The following is a 14898-nucleotide window of genomic DNA, read 5'->3' as shown; positions in this document are numbered from 1 at the left end:
CCGAGCCATGCTCAATACGCTGCGCAAGATCGTCCAGGAAGTAAACTCCGCCAAAGATCTCAAGTCGGCGTTGGGGATCATTGTCTTGCGTGTCAAAGAGGCCATGGCCAGCCAGGTCTGCTCGGTCTACCTACTGGACCCGGAAACCAACCGGTTCGTGTTGATGGCCACCGAAGGGTTGAACAAGCGCTCGATCGGCAAAGTCAGCATGGCCCCCAACGAAGGCCTGGTGGGACTGGTAGGCACCCGCGAAGAACCTCTTAACCTCGAAGATGCCGCCGCGCACCCGCGCTACAGGTACTTCGCCGAGACCGGCGAGGAGCGCTTCGCCTCCTTCCTGGGCGCCCCGATCATTCACCACCGCCGCGTGGTGGGTGTGCTGGTCATTCAGCAGCGCGAGCGTCGCCAGTTCGATGAGGGCGAAGAAGCGTTTCTGGTGACCATGAGTGCGCAACTGGCTGGGGTGATCGCCCACGCCGAGGCCACTGGCTCGATTCGCGGTTTGGGTCGCCAGGGCAAAGGCATCCAGGAAGCGCGATTCGTCGGTGTGCCTGGCTCCCCTGGCGCTGCCGTAGGGCGGGCCGTGGTGATGCTGCCACCGGCCGACCTGGAAGTGGTCCCGGACAAGACGGTCGAGGACATCGACGCCGAACTGCACCTGTTCCATGCGGCCCTCGAAGGGGTGCGCGCCGACATGCGCAAGTTGTCGGCCAAGCTGGCCACTCAACTGCGTCCCGAAGAGCGGGCGTTATTCGATGTCTACCTGATGATGCTCGAGGACGCTGCCCTGGGCGGCGAGGTGCGCGAGGTCATCAAGACGGGTCAATGGGCGCAGGGCGCACTGCGCCAGGTGGTGGGCGAGCACGTCAACCGCTTCGAACTGATGGATGACGATTACCTGCGCGAGCGGGCCTCCGACGTCAAGGACCTGGGCCGACGCTTGCTCGCCTACCTGCAACAGGCACGCTCGCAGTCTTTGGTCTATGCCGACAACACTATTCTGGTCAGCGAAGAGCTGACCCCGGCCATGTTGGGCGAAGTGCCCGAAGGCAAGCTGGTGGGCCTGGTCTCGGTATTAGGCTCGGGCAACTCGCACGTGGCCATTCTGGCCCGCGCCATGGGCATTCCGACCGTCATGGGCCTGGTCGACCTGCCCTATTCGAAGGTCGATGGCATCGAGCTGATCGTCGATGGCTACAAAGGGGAGGTCTTTACCAACCCCAGCGAGGTGCTGCGCAAGCAGTACAGCGACGTGGTCGAGGAAGAGCGCCAGCTGGCCCAGGGCCTGGACGCCTTGCGCGAGCTGCCCTGCGTTACCCCTGACGGGCACCGCATGCCGCTGTGGGTCAATACCGGCCTGTTGGCCGACGTGGCCCGCGCCCAGCAGCGTGGCGCCGAAGGGGTAGGCCTGTACCGCACTGAAGTGCCGTTCATGATCAACCAGCGCTTCCCCAGCGAAAAAGAGCAGTTGGCGATTTACCGCGAACAACTGGCGGCTTTTCATCCACTGCCCGTGACCATGCGCACGCTGGACATCGGGGGCGACAAGGCGCTGTCCTACTTTCCGATCAAGGAAGAAAACCCCTTCCTGGGTTGGCGTGGCATTCGCGTCACACTCGACCACCCCGAGATCTTCCTGGTGCAGACGCGCGCCATGCTCAAGGCCAGCGAGGGCTTGAACAACCTGCGGATTCTGCTGCCGATGATTTCCGGCATTCACGAACTCGAGGAAGCGCTGCACCTGATTCACCGCGCCTGGGGCGAGGTGCGTGACGAGGGCACCGATGTGCCAATGCCGCCGGTGGGCGTCATGGTGGAAATCCCGGCCGCGGTGTACCAGACCCGAGAACTGGCGCGGCAAGTGGACTTCCTGTCGGTGGGTTCCAACGACCTTACCCAGTACCTGCTGGCTGTGGACCGTAACAACCCACGGGTGGCCGACCTCTACGACTACCTGCATCCAGCCGTACTGCAGGCGGTCAACACTGTGGTCCGTGATGCCCATGCCGAAGGCAAGCCGGTAAGTATCTGCGGCGAAATGGCGGGCGACCCGGCCGCTGCCATCCTGCTCATGGCCATGGGCTTCGACAGCCTGTCGATGAACGCCACTAACCTGCCGAAGGTGAAGTGGATGCTGCGCCAGGTGAACATGAGCAAGGCCAAGGAGCTGCTGCAAGAGGCGCTGAGCCATGACAACCCGCAGGTCATCCACAGCTCGCTGCAGCTGGCGCTGAAGAACCTCGGGCTTGCACGGATGATCGGGCCTGGGGCCAACAAGCCGCTCTGAGCGCCGCGTGTGCTGGCGCCTTGGTAGTTGACCTGCGCACAAGGCCGGCTTGGGTGATCAAACCAAGCGTTTCACCTCCCCGACAAGGGACCCGAACGGGCCGAAGCTGCGTTCGATGAACTGCCTTTGTCCTCGATCATCGACGATCAGCACGGTACTGGCGCGTGTGCCGTAGTTCTGACTGGCGATGAACGCGCTCGACAACAGTTTTTCGGTTGCCAGGCCAACACCCGTTTCCGGCAACTGGGCGTCGGCTACAGGCTCGTCATCGGCCAGCAGTGCCAGCAGTTGCTCTGGATCGGGCTTTTCCAATAACCCCTCCAGGCGGCTGCGCGCCTTGACCAGTTTTGGCCATGGGGTATCAAGCTGCGCATTGGAAAGCCCGTACACCCCTGCCTCAAGCAGGCGTGGCGCTGCTTCCCTGGCGTTGACGTAACCCAGGGCATGGTCATTGCCGATGAGCAGGTTGAACCCTGAATACTGGTCGGCTTGGCTGGCCACCTGAGCCAGATACGCCTCCACGGTTTGCTCTCCCTTCAGAAAAGCGGCCACCAACTCGCCACGCGAACGCGATCCCAGTGCCTGCCTGGGGTCGCGGATATTGGTCAACGCGGCGAAACGTCCCTGCGGGCCGATCCCCAGCCAAGTCCCGCCAGCCTCCAGGTCCCTACCGGCGTACACCTGCGGCGCCTCTTCCCACGGTGCCAACGCCAGGGTAGGGCGGGCGTAGAACTCATCACGGTTGGCCGCCACGATCAGGGGCAGGGCATGCCCTGGCCGCCACGCGAATACGATCAGGCACATTCTTCGGGTCCTGTGTTTTCTTCCACTGTACCCAGGCAGCGGGACAGATCCAACCTGACACAGACTTCACTAGAGCCGCGAACCCAGCTTCCGTTACCATGCCGGATTGATTTCTCGGGGAAGCCGAATGGAATTCGTGCTCTATCTGGTATTAGGTGCATGTGCGGGGGTGCTGGCCGGCCTGTTCGGCGTGGGCGGGGGCATCATCATCGTGCCTGTGCTCGTGTTCAGCTTCACATTGCAGGGCTTTGACGCCTCGGTGTTGACGCACCTAGCGGTAGGCACATCCCTGGCCTCCATCGTCTTCACCTCCATCAACGCCGTGCTCGAGCATCACCGCAAAGGCGCGGTGCAATGGCCGATCTTTGCCTGGATGACCTTGGGGATCCTGCTGGGTGCTGGTGTCGGGGCCAAGACGGCGTCGCTGATCCAGGGGCCCATGCTGCAGAAGATCATTGGCGTCTTCGCCTTGGTGATTGCCGCGCAGATGGCACTGGACCTCAAGCCCAAGGCCAGCCGCGGTGTGCCCGGCAAGGCTGCACGGGTGGCAGCGGGTGGCGTAATCGGCTGGGCGTCGGCCATTTTCGGCATCGGTGGCGGCTCGCTGACTGTACCCTTCCTGACCTGGCGCAGCCTGCCCATGCAGCAGGCCGTGGCGACGTCGTCAGCGTGTGGCCTGCCCATTGCGATCGCCAGTGCAGCGGGTTTCATGGTGCTGGGCTGGCATGAACCCCAGCTGCCGCCGCACAGCGTCGGTTACATCTACCTGCCGGCGATGGTCGGCATCGCCGTGACCAGCATGTTTTTCGCACGTTACGGGGCGCGGCTGGCTCACAGACTGTCACCGCGCCTGTTGAAGCGCCTGTTTGCGGCCCTGTTGTTCTGTGTAGGCCTGAGCTTTCTGATTTGAATCGAGAGGATGTTAAATGCTGCCTTACCCGCAGATAGACCCCGTGGCACTGGCCATCGGACCGCTGAAAATCCATTGGTACGGCCTGATGTACCTGATCGGCATTGGCGGGGCCTGGTTACTGGCCACCCGCCGCCTCAACCGGTTCGACCCTACCTGGAGCCGCGAAAAGCTTTCCGACCTGGTCTTCTGGCTGTCGATGGGCGTGATCGTAGGGGGACGTTTGGGCTATGTGCTGTTCTACGACCTGCACGCGTACCTGGCCAACCCGACGTTGATCTTCGAGGTCTGGAAAGGCGGCATGTCGTTCCACGGCGGTTTCATTGGCGTGATGCTGGCTGCACTGTGGTTCGGCAAGCGCAACAACAAGTCGTTCTTCGAACTCATGGACTTCGTCGCCCCGCTGGTGCCGATCGGCCTGGGTGCCGGGCGTATCGGCAATTTCATCAATGCTGAACTGTGGGGCAAACCGACCGATGTGCCATGGGCGATGATCTTCCCGCCGTTCAGCGACCCGGCGCAGTTGCCGCGCCACCCTTCGCAGCTGTATCAGTTCGCCCTCGAAGGCGTGGCACTGTTCGTGATTCTCTGGCTGTACTCGCGCAAACCCCGGCCAACCATGGCAGTTTCCGGAATGTTCGCGTTGTTCTACGGTATTTTCCGTTTCATCGTCGAGTTCGTGCGGGTGCCGGATGCCCAGCTCGGTTACCTGGCGTGGGGATGGCTGACCATGGGTCAGATTCTGTGCATCCCCATGATCGTGGCTGGCCTTGGGCTCATCTGGTGGGCTTATAATCGCAAGCCTACGGCGACACCCGCCTGATCACTCTCCCGGCAGGGGCGATCCCCTGCCGTCTAGCTACAGGTAAGCCATGAAACAGTATCTGGACCTGGTCCGCGACGTTATCGAAAACGGCACGTTGCAGGAAAACCGTACCGGCATCCGCACCATCAGCCTGCCAGGGGCGATGCTGCGCTTCGACCTGCAGAAGGGTTTCCCCGCTATCACCACGCGCAAGCTCGCGTTCAAGTCGGCCATCGGCGAAATGGTGGGCTTCCTGCGCGGGGTTCGCAATGCCGGCCAATTCCGTGAGTTGGGTTGCAAGGTCTGGGACCAGAACGCCAACGAAAATGCCCAGTGGTTGGCCAACCCGTTCCGCCAGGGCCATGACGACCTGGGCGAGATCTACGGGGTACAGTGGCGGCAATGGCCGGGCTACAAGCGCATCGCCCTGAGCAATCAGGCCGCGATCGAGATGGCGGAAAAGGCCGGCTTCCGGCAGATTGCCCAGGATGAAGAGGGTGGCGTGGCGTTTGTCATCCTCTACAAGGCCATCGATCAGGTCCGCCAGTGCCTGGACACCATCGCCAACGATCCTGGCAGCCGACGCATCCTGTTCCACGGCTGGAACTGCGCCCAGCTGGATGAAATGGCCCTGCCGCCTTGTCACTTGCTCTACCAGTTCCACCCCAACGTGGAAACGCGCGAGCTTTCACTGACGCTTTACATCCGCTCCAACGACCTTGGCCTGGGTACACCATTCAACCTCACCGAAGGAGCGGCATTGCTGGCGCTGTTCGGCCGGCTGACCGGCTACACGCCGCGCTGGTTCACCTATTTCATCGGCGACGCCCATGTGTACGAGAACCACCTGGACATGCTCAACGAGCAGCTCAAGCGCGAGCCGCTGGAAGCGCCCAAACTGGTGATAAGCGATCGGGTCCCGGCGTTCGCCGACACAGGCAAGTACGAGCCGCAGTGGCTTGAGCAGATCGAGCCGAGTGATTTCTGGCTCGAAGGGTATGAGCATCATGCCCCGATGACGGCGCCGATGGCGGTCTGAGGGATCCCTTTCATACCCCCAGTGTACGATCCCCACAGGAGCGGCCTAGCCGGGACGCTCCTACCCGAAATCCGCTAGCCCTTGGATGCGGCGCAAGACCATTGTTCCGGCAGGCTAGTCACGCCCACTAATGCCCATGGCTACGCCCAACATGTGAATGCTCGATGTCTGGCACCGTCACAGCGCCGTTGGTTTCTAGCTGCTGCAAAATGGCGCATTGCGCGCCTTCCTCGTTACACCGTCTTCGCAAATCCATCAGTTGCGCCTGTAATGCCACCAACCCATCGAGCCGGGCCTGGACGTGCTCGATATGCTCGTCGATCAAGGCATTCACGCTGCCGCACGAGGCCTGAGGGCTGTCACGCAGCTGCAGCAGGCTGCGGATTTCATCGAGCGTCATGTCCAGCGTGCGGCAGTTGCGTATGAATGTCAGGCGCTCGACATGCTCTTGGGTATACATCCGGTAATTGCCCTCGCTGCGCGCAGGCTCAGGCAGGAGCTTTTCGCGTTCGTAGTAACGAATGGTCTCCACAGCGCAGTCCGTCGCCTTGGCAAGGTCGCCGATCTTCATGTTGAAAACTCCTGGCATTCGCTTGACCCTATAGTGGCTACAGGGTGTTCACTTGGCAACAGACTCAATTAAGGATGACCCATGAACAAGTCTGTCAGCCCTGAACACACGCATCATCATGAGCACAATCATGACCATGCCCATGACGACGTGCGCCATGGCGATCAGGGTCATACCTGTTGCAGCACGCAGGCCGCGCCTGCCCACGTGCAGTTGACGTCCATTCCCAGCGAGCAGGCCCAGCTCAGCCGTTTCCGTATCGATGCCATGGATTGTCCGACCGAGCAGACGCTGATCCAGGACAAACTGGGCAAGATGGCTGGCATCGAGGCGCTGGAATTCAACCTCATCAGTCGCATCCTGGGGGTCAGGCACACGCTCGATGGCACGTCCGACATCGAACGGGCCATCGACAGCCTGGGGATGAAAGCCGAGCCGCTCGTGGGTGATGCGGACAGCGCTACCGTGCCAGCGCCGCCGCGCCAGCAGGGTTGGTGGCCGCTGGCGCTGTCCGGCCTGGCAGCCCTGGGCGCCGAAATCGTGCACTTCGCCCAGCTCGCGCCGCAATGGCTGGTGGCCGCGCTGGCACTGGCGGCGATCCTGGGTTGTGGTCTGGGTACCTACAAGAAGGGCTGGATTGCGCTAAAAAACCGCAACCTCAACATCAACGCCCTCATGAGCATCGCGGTCACCGGTGCGTTGCTGATCGGCCAATGGCCGGAAGCAGCCATGGTGATGGTGCTCTTTACCGTGGCCGAACTGATCGAAGCCCGCTCGCTGGACCGTGCACGCAATGCCATTGGCGGGCTCATGCAGTTGGCACCGGACATGGCGACCGTGCAACAGGCCGACGGCCAATGGCGCGAAATGGACGTACGTGAAGTCGTTGTCGGCGCGACGATGCGCGTACGGCCAGGCGAGCGTATCGGGCTCGATGGCCAGGTGATCAGCGGGCAGTCCAGCGTCGATCAGTCCCCGATAACCGGTGAAAGCCTGCCGGTGGAGAAGGGCCTGGGCGACAAGGTCTTCGCCGGCACCATCAACCAGGCAGGTGCCCTGGAAATCAAAGCCACCGCCGTGGCCGGTCAGTCCACACTGGCTCGCATCATCAAGGCCGTCGAGCAGGCGCAAGGGGCGCGGGCGCCAACCCAGCGCTTCGTCGACCGGTTTTCGCGGATCTATACGCCGGCGGTGCTGGCCCTTGCGCTGGCCGTGGCGATCGTCCCGCCGCTTCTGCTGGACGGCACCTGGTTCGACTGGGTGTATCGTGCGCTTGTGCTGCTGGTAGTGGCATGTCCCTGTGCACTGGTGATCTCGACCCCCGTCACCATCGTCAGTGGCCTGGCGGCTGCGGCGCGCAAAGGCATCCTGATCAAGGGCGGGGTGTACCTCGAAGGCGGGCGCCACCTGGACTTTCTGGCCCTGGACAAGACCGGCACGATCACCCACGGCAAGCCGGTCCAGACAGACTTCAAGGCCCTGCAACCGGCGTTCGAGCATCGTGCGCAGGCCCTGGCATCGAGCTTGGCTGCACGCTCCGATCACCCCGTGTCGCGAGCGATAGCCCAGTTCGGCCAGGACAACGACCTGCCCCACAGTGAGGTCCGGGATTTCACCGCGCTCGCGGGCCGTGGCGTGCGTGGCACCATCGAGGGTGAGGTGTTGCACCTGGGCAACCATCGCCTGGTCGAGGAGCTGGGGCTGTGTTCACCCGAACTGGAAGTCCAGCTCGATGCCTTGGAACAGCAGGGCAAGACGGTGGTGTTGCTGCTCAACGCATCAGGCCCCCTGGCATTGTTTGCGGTGGCCGATACCGTCAAGCAAAGCAGCCGGCAAGCCATTGCCGAGCTTCATGCACTGGGCATCCAGACAGCCATGCTGACCGGTGACAACCCGCACACCGCCGCGGCCATCGCGCGTACGGTAGGCATTGATCGGGCCGAAGGTAACCTTCTGCCAGCCGACAAGCTCAGTAGCATCCAGGCGCTGTACGACCAAGGTCATCGCGTCGGCATGGTCGGGGACGGCATCAACGACGCGCCGGCGCTGGCCAGGGCCGAAATCGGCTTCGCCATGGCGGCGGCTGGCACCGACACTGCCATCGAAACGGCCGATGTGGCGCTGATGGACGATGACCTGCGCAAGATCCCTGCGTTCATCAGGCTGTCGCGGCACACCGCAGCGATCCTCAAGCAAAATATCGTGCTGGCCTTGGCGATCAAGGCGATTTTCCTGGGCATTACCTTCGCCGGGCTGGCCACCATGTGGATGGCCGTATTCGCCGATATGGGCGTGAGCCTGCTGGTGGTGTTCAACGGTCTGCGCTTGTTGCGCAAGTGACCACCGCCTGAAAGGCCAGGCCTAGAGTTGCTGCACCAGCGCTTCGAGCTGCTCCTGACGCTGGGCCTGGTTCGGTTTAGCACCTGGGTTGAGCGTGGACCATTGCGGGTGTGCGCGAGCCCGCACCAGCGGTTCGGGCAGCTTGCCCTGACGCCAGGTCTTTTCATCCAAGGGGCCCAGGCGAATACTGTCCTGAGCGGCGTGCCCACGGTGGTCCAGTGCCACCATCAGCTGTTGCTGACGCAAGGCTAGCAAGCGCAGGACGGTATCGTCGACGGTCAGCTCGCGTTTGCCCTTGAGCTTGCCCATCAGGCGCGCGCCATAGCCGCGTGCCGTCTGCAGGGCGCCGCCGGCGATGGCCCCGGCCAAGGCGGCGACGCCCAGGGTAAGCCCACCTGCCAGCAGGTCCACGCCGGCCCCGGCCGCCGCGCCTGCCGCTACACCGCCGCCTACACGCACTCCAAGCTGCCTCAGGGTTTCAGGATTGAACAGATCGTCCCCCCAGCGCCCGTCCAGCAACGGCAGGTCGCTGGCATGCGCGTCGTCGCGCCGGAACGCATAGAGCTTGAGCAGAGCCTCCACGCAGCGCTGTTCGCGCTGGCGCACGGCCTGGTGGAGCGCCTCGATGGCCTGTGCCTGGGCAGAAGGATCACCTTCCACGCTGCGACGACAGGCGGCGCAGTCCAGCAGCAATTCGGCGATCAGGCGTTTGCCACCTTGCTGGCGGGCCACCCGTTGGGCCTGCTGATCGTCGATCAGGCGCTGCAAGCTAGGGCGTGCATCTTCCAGCAGCAGGGCGAGGCTCTCATACAGGCGGCGCTCGCCATCTTCTGGTGGGGCTACGGTGTCGAATCTCACTAATGCATGAAGCCCAAGCCGGGCGAGGGCTTGACGCCACTGCGGTTCGCGATGCTGGGGGCTGGAGACAAAGTTGAGCACCGGCAGAAGTGGCTTGCCACAGCTGGCCAGCACGTCGAGTTCGTCACGGTACTTGGCCAGCACCGGCTCGCGGGCGTCGATGACATAGAGCCCGGCATCGCTTGCCAGCAGCTGGCGCAGCACCTTGGCCTCCTGCTCGAAGCGCTGGCGCGCCTCGCTGCCCTGCAGAAAGCGCTCCAGCCGCGCCGGGCCATCCAGGCGCTCGCCAGGGCGTTCGAGACGTTCGAGGTAGTCGAGCAGGGCGATGGCGTCTTCCAGGCCCGGTGTGTCGTAGAGCTCCAGCAGAGGCTCCCCGTCCACGGACAAGCGAGCCCCTTCCACATGGCGTGTGGTGCTGGGGCGATGCGAGACCTCCCCGAAACCGACGTCACGCGTGAGGGTGCGTAGCAGCGAGGTCTTGCCCACGTTGGTGTGGCCTACCACGGCCAGCTTCAAGGGCTCAGTCATGACCGTGCTCCAACCAAGCCAACGGTAAAGTGTCAGCATGAGGGAGCCCCAGGCGATCCAGGGCTTCACGCCAGTCATTCAGGCGCCGTTCGTCGCGAAGCTGATCAGCGACAGCAGGCAACAGCCAGATACGCGTACTGCCTGCATTGCGCGCCAGCTCGGCTAGCAAGGCCAGGCTACCGCGGTCCGGCGAGCGCTCAGGATCGAGGGCAATGGTCAGGCGCGCGGGTGGAAAACGCCCCAGTTGCTCAAGCAGACGATGCCGCGACTCCCGGCTGTCCAGCACACCAGCATCGGCGACATTGTCGGGCAATGACGGCGGCCAGGGGCGCTGATCATCCAGCTCGACGCCGACCAGCAGTGCGCCGGCATTTTCAATGAGTGACGGCTGAGCCTTGAATTGCGGCAGTGTGTCGGGCGCATCGTCCTGCACGCCCAGGCGCTCGCTGTTGGGCATCAGCCTGTCGCGCAGCGGCATGTAGCCTGGCAGGTCCGTGTCCAGCGCCAGGCGTTGGCGCCCTTGCTGCCAGCGCCACAGGCACACGCCAGCCAGGAGCAGACGCGGCAGCACGCCATAGACCACTACCACGCCCAGCAGCCAGCTGGCCCATGCCTGGCGCGTCATGGCCAGGGCCGGTGCGGTGTCACCGCTGGCCCGAATCATGGCCGGGTCAGGTACCGCAAAGCCCAGCAGCGCGGGCAGGGCGCCCAGGGCCTGGGTCATGGCGATGAAAGGCTCGGCCGCCAGCAACGTGGTTTCCCAGACGAATCCATAGCGCCGGGTGGCCAGCAATGTCAGCAGCACACCCACCGCGCTCAGCATGGCCGCCACCCACAGGCTGTGGACCAGCAAACCCAGCAACCAACGGCCCAGGCGTTGGCGTTGCAGCAGCACCAGCAGGGCCGGCGCCAGGTGGGCGGCACGGGCGTCGCGGGCAAAGCGTTCGCTCAACCACAGCCAAAGCCGCCCCAGCAGCGCGCCGTGCTCACCGCTCAGGAACAAGCCGATCAACCAGCCCAGCAACATGACCAGGTTCAGCCCCAGCAGGCTGCCCAGCGCCCAGAACACATTCACCGGCCGCTGCCCGTCACCCAGTGCGGCCAACGCCAGGCCGCCGCCACTGAGCACGGCCATCAACACCATCGCCACCAGCGCCAGGCGTGCCCCTTGCTTCCAACGCCGCAACGCGGCGGTCAAGCCGTCGCGTTCGGCCAGCAGCAGCGCGCGGGTCTCGATGCGCAGGGCCAGGCTGCCGCCTTGCTGGCGGGCACGGCGGTTCGCTTCCTGGTCCTCGAGAGGGCCGGCATGTTCTTCGCGCAGGCGTATCGCCTCGGTGAGCCAGCGCTTGTCCAGCAAAGAAGGTGCAGTCACAGGGTGTTCCATTGCACAGGTCGTGGCAGCAGCATAACTCACCCGCGCGGTGCTATTCTCGCCGGCATGAAGACATTACTGCCCTTAAGCCTGATCGTGGCCTGCGCCGACAACCGCGTGATAGGCATCGACAATTCCATGCCCTGGCATTTGCCGGGGGACTTCAAGTATTTCAAGGCCACCACCTTGGGCAAGCCCATCATCATGGGCCGCAAGACCTGGGACTCGCTGGGACGGCCGCTGCCTGGGCGGTTGAATATCGTGGTCAGCAGGCAGCCCGGGCTAGAACTGGCCGGTGCCGAAGTTTTCGCTTCGCTGGAAGACGCGCTGGTGCGGGCTGATCAGTGGGCGCGCGAGCAAGGTGTCGACGAGCTGATGCTGATCGGTGGTGCGCAGCTCTACGGGCAGGCGCTGGAGCAAGGACTCGTCAGCCGGATGTACGTGACGCGGGTCGAGCTGTCGCCCAAGGGCGATGCCTGGTTCCCGGATTTCGATCGCAAGCAGTGGACGCTGCTGTCCAGTCAGGCGCAGGCTGAGGAAGGTAAGCCGTTGTATCACTTCGAGGTGTGGGACAAGGCCTGACGCCTGTTGCGCGAGGAAAGGGCCGCGCCGTGCGGCCCCCCGTGAACTCAGGTATGGCTTAATGCTGCGTGTTCATCATCGGCCAGTACCTGCTTGTCGGTTTCCTTGAGCAGCTGGCTGGTTACCACGCCAGCCGTCATCGAACCGTTCACGTTCAACGCCGTACGGCCCATGTCGATCAGCGGCTCCACCGAAATCAGCAGGGCCACCAGCTCCACCGGCAAGCCCATGGCCGGCAGCACGATCAGCGCGGCGAAGGTAGCGCCGCCGCCAACTCCGGCCACACCGGCCGAACTGAGCGTGACGATGGCCACCAACGTGGCGATCCATAGCGGATCGAAGGTGTCGATGCCAACCGCTGGCGCGACCATCACCGCCAACATGGCAGGGTAAAGCCCGGCACAGCCATTCTGACCGATGGTGGTCCCGAATGAGGCGCTGAAGCTGGCGATAGACTGCGGCACGCCCAGGCGACGCGTCTGGGCCTCGATGTTCAGCGGGATGCTGGCAGCGCTCGAACGGCTGGTGAAGGCGAAGGTCAGCACGGGCCATACCTTGCGGAAGAAGCGCAGCGGGCTGACCCCGATCGCCGCCAGGATGATGGCGTGGACCACGAACATCAGCGCCAGGCCCAGGTAGGACACCACTACGAAGCTGCCTAACTTGAGGATGTCTTCCATGTTCGAGCTGGCCACCACCTTGGTCATCAATGCCAGCACGCCATAAGGCGTGAGCTTCATGACCACGCGCACCAGGCGCATCACCCAGGCTTGCAGGGTATCGATGGCCGAGAGTGCACGCTGACCCTTTTCGGCGTCGTCCCTGATCAACTGCAAGGCGGCCAGGCCGACGAAGACGGCAAAGATGACCACGCTGATGATCGATGTCGGCTTGGCCCGCGCCAGATCACCAACCGGATTGCTGGGGATGAACGAAAGCAGCAGTTGCGGGATGTTGAGATCGGCGACCTTGCCTGCATAGTCGCTGTGGATCACCTGCATGCGTGCGCTCTCCTGGGCGCCTGCCACCAGGCCTTCGGCACTGAGGCCAAAGAGGTTGGTCAGCAGGATGCCGATCAGGGCAGCGATAGCCGTGGTCAGCAGCAGCGTGCCGATGCTCAGGACGCTGATGCGTCCCAGGGAAGAGGCATTGTGCAGACGCGCCACGGCGCTGAGGATGGAGGCGAAGATCAGCGGCATGACGATCATCTGCAACAGGCCCACGTAGCCGTTGCCGACCAGGTCCAGCCAGGTGATGGTGGTCTTGAGCACAGGGTGCCCTGCGCCATAGATCGTATGCAGGGCCAAGCCGAAGCCCACGCCAAGTGCCAGGCCCAGCAGCACTTTCTTGGCCAGGCTCCAGTCGGTACGGCGGGTCTGCGCCAGTCCTAGCAACAAGGCCAGGAACGCCAGCAGGTTTAGCAGCAGTGGCAGGTTCATTGAAGCTCCGAAAACGAGAAGATGAGGCGCCGCCTCTATGTGCGATTGCGAACGGAAATGCTAACAGCCTGAAAACAAACGAATTTATATCCAAATCGAATTTATATAGTCGCAAATGGAATAAAGAGGCGTCGTGGATTGTAATGAGCGAGGCGTTTACTGGGGTGTAAAGGTCGCAATCGAGCGGTGCTGACAGGGCTCACTCGAATAGCGTCTGTCAGTCGTTTCAGGAGATTCGTACATGAACGTTGCGCTCAAAACCGCCGCCATCGGCCTGTCCCTGCTGTTCAGCTGGCAAACCTCCGCTACCGAGCTTGACCACTGGCCAGCCGAAGCCGCCACACAGCTCGACCGCATGATCACCGCCAACGCCCATAAAGGTAACTACGCGGTGTTCGACATGGACAACACCAGTTACCGCTACGACCTTGAAGAAGCGTTGTTGCCATTCATGGAGAACAAAGGGCTGCTGAGCCGTGACAAGCTGGACCCTTCGCTGAAACTCATCCCCTTCAAGGACAGCGCCGAGCACAAGGAAAGCCTGTTCAGCTACTACTACCGGCTGTGTGAGATCGACGACATGGTCTGCTACCCCTGGGTGGCGCAAGTGTTTTCCGGCTTCACCCTCAAGGAACTGAAAGAACAGGTAGACGCGCTCATGGCATCCGGCAAGCCTGTGCCCAGCACCTACTACGACGGGGATCAGGTCAAGGCCATCGAAGTGCAGCCGCCCAAGGTCTTCAAGGGCCAGGCCGAGCTGTACAACAAGTTGATGGAGAACGGCATTGAAGTCTACGTGGTGTCAGCCGCTTCCGAAGAGCTGGTGCGCATGGTCGCCTCCGACCCCAAGTACGGCTACAACGTGAAGCCGCAGAACGTCATCGGGGTCAGCCTGCTGCTCAAGGATCGTGCCACGGGGCAATTGACCACGGCACGCAAGCAGATCAGCGCTGGGCACTACGATGCCAAGGCTAATGAAGGGCTCGAACTGACCCCTTACCTGTGGACGCCCGCCACGTGGATGGCGGGCAAGCAAGCGGCGATCCTGACCTACATCGATGAATGGAAGAAGCCCGTGCTGGTGGGCGGCGATACCCCGACCAGCGATGGCTACATGCAGTTTCATGGCGTGGATGTCGGCAAGGGCGGGATCCACCTGTGGATAAACCGCAAGCCCAAGTACCTGGAGCAGCTCGAAGGAATGATCGCCAGGCAGGCAGCGGCCCAGGCCAAGGAAGGGTTGCCGGTGACGGCAGACAAGAACTGGGTGATCGTGACGCCTGAACAGATTCAGTGAGCAGGTTGCATCCGTGATGGATGCGCGAGGCCGCTGTCTTGGCAATAAAAAACCGGCGCTCGAAGC

12 protein-coding genes are annotated in these 14898 nt (G+C 62.9%); 7 read left to right on the top strand and 5 right to left on the bottom strand.

The genetic code is table 11. The features are described from left to right. Positions 1–7 precede the first annotated feature (7 nt). A complete protein-coding gene (gene ptsP / locus FS777_RS03845; protein ID WP_023532652.1) occupies positions 8–2287 on the top strand; it encodes a phosphoenolpyruvate--protein phosphotransferase in 2280 nt (759 codons plus the stop codon). Positions 2288–2344: 57 nt separating this feature from the next. Here the strand turns inward: ptsP and FS777_RS03840 are convergent, their stop codons facing one another. Then, positions 2345–3091: an NRDE family protein gene (locus FS777_RS03840; protein WP_145254073.1), complete on the bottom strand. Its 747-nt coding sequence runs from the start codon at positions 3089–3091 to the stop codon at positions 2345–2347. Positions 3092–3218: 127 nt separating this feature from the next. Here FS777_RS03840 and FS777_RS03835 point away from each other — a divergent pair, with 127 nt between their 5' ends. The 3 genes from FS777_RS03835 to FS777_RS03825 are packed head-to-tail and all read left to right on the top strand — an operon-like array spanning position 3219 to position 5845. Continuing rightward, positions 3219–4001: a sulfite exporter TauE/SafE family protein gene (locus FS777_RS03835; protein WP_058638154.1), complete on the top strand. Its 783-nt coding sequence runs from the start codon at positions 3219–3221 to the stop codon at positions 3999–4001. 16 nt (positions 4002–4017) lie between these two features. Next, entirely contained in the window at positions 4018–4824 is an 807-nt protein-coding gene (gene lgt / locus FS777_RS03830; RefSeq protein ID WP_058602872.1) for a prolipoprotein diacylglyceryl transferase, read from the top strand. A gap of 49 nt (positions 4825–4873) precedes the next feature. Then, positions 4874–5845 (top strand): thymidylate synthase, encoded by a 972-nt coding sequence (locus FS777_RS03825; RefSeq protein WP_058638153.1) that lies wholly within the window; start codon positions 4874–4876, stop codon positions 5843–5845. A gap of 127 nt (positions 5846–5972) precedes the next feature. Here FS777_RS03825 and cadR read toward each other — a convergent pair whose 3' ends face one another. Continuing rightward, positions 5973–6416, bottom strand: a complete 444-nt coding sequence (cadR, locus tag FS777_RS03820) for a Cd(II)/Pb(II)-responsive transcriptional regulator (RefSeq protein WP_058638152.1) — start codon at positions 6414–6416, stop codon at positions 5973–5975. An 81-nt stretch (positions 6417–6497) separates the two neighbouring features. Here cadR and FS777_RS03815 point away from each other — a divergent pair, with 81 nt between their 5' ends. Beyond that, positions 6498–8756: a heavy metal translocating P-type ATPase gene (locus FS777_RS03815; RefSeq protein WP_078479287.1), complete on the top strand. Its 2259-nt coding sequence runs from the start codon at positions 6498–6500 to the stop codon at positions 8754–8756. Between the two features lie 21 nt (positions 8757–8777). On the opposite strand, the gene FS777_RS03810 is transcribed toward FS777_RS03815, so the two are convergent. Beyond that, positions 8778–10142, bottom strand: a complete 1365-nt coding sequence (locus FS777_RS03810; RefSeq protein ID WP_058638150.1) for a GTPase/DUF3482 domain-containing protein — start codon at positions 10140–10142, stop codon at positions 8778–8780. Beyond that, entirely contained in the window at positions 10135–11526 is a 1392-nt protein-coding gene (locus tag FS777_RS03805) for a DUF2868 domain-containing protein (RefSeq protein ID WP_145254070.1), read from the bottom strand. Before FS777_RS03805 ends, FS777_RS03810 begins: the two co-directional genes overlap by 8 nt. A gap of 54 nt (positions 11527–11580) precedes the next feature. Here FS777_RS03805 and FS777_RS03800 point away from each other — a divergent pair, with 54 nt between their 5' ends. Continuing rightward, positions 11581–12096 carry a dihydrofolate reductase gene (locus tag FS777_RS03800; RefSeq protein WP_058638148.1) on the top strand — a complete coding sequence of 172 codons (516 nt, stop codon included), beginning with the start codon at positions 11581–11583 and terminating at the stop codon, positions 12094–12096. 47 nt (positions 12097–12143) lie between these two features. Here the strand turns inward: FS777_RS03800 and FS777_RS03795 are convergent, their stop codons facing one another. Further along, the gene (locus FS777_RS03795) at positions 12144–13535 is read right to left on the bottom strand and encodes an L-cystine transporter (protein ID WP_058638147.1); all 1392 of its coding nucleotides are present in this window, start codon (positions 13533–13535) and stop codon (positions 12144–12146) included. Positions 13536–13776: 241 nt separating this feature from the next. Here FS777_RS03795 and FS777_RS03790 point away from each other — a divergent pair, with 241 nt between their 5' ends. Further along, complete coding sequence (locus FS777_RS03790) at positions 13777–14832, top strand: phosphorylcholine phosphatase (RefSeq protein WP_058638146.1); 1056 nt, start codon at positions 13777–13779, stop codon at positions 14830–14832. Positions 14833–14898 lie beyond the last annotated feature (66 nt).

The organism is Pseudomonas sp. DE0157 (assembly GCF_007678615.1).
GTDB classification, from domain to species: Bacteria; Pseudomonadota; Gammaproteobacteria; order Pseudomonadales; family Pseudomonadaceae; genus Aquipseudomonas; species Aquipseudomonas parafulva_B.
The sequence above is the reverse complement of the archived record's forward strand: the minus strand, read 5'-3'. Positions and strand labels throughout refer to the sequence as shown.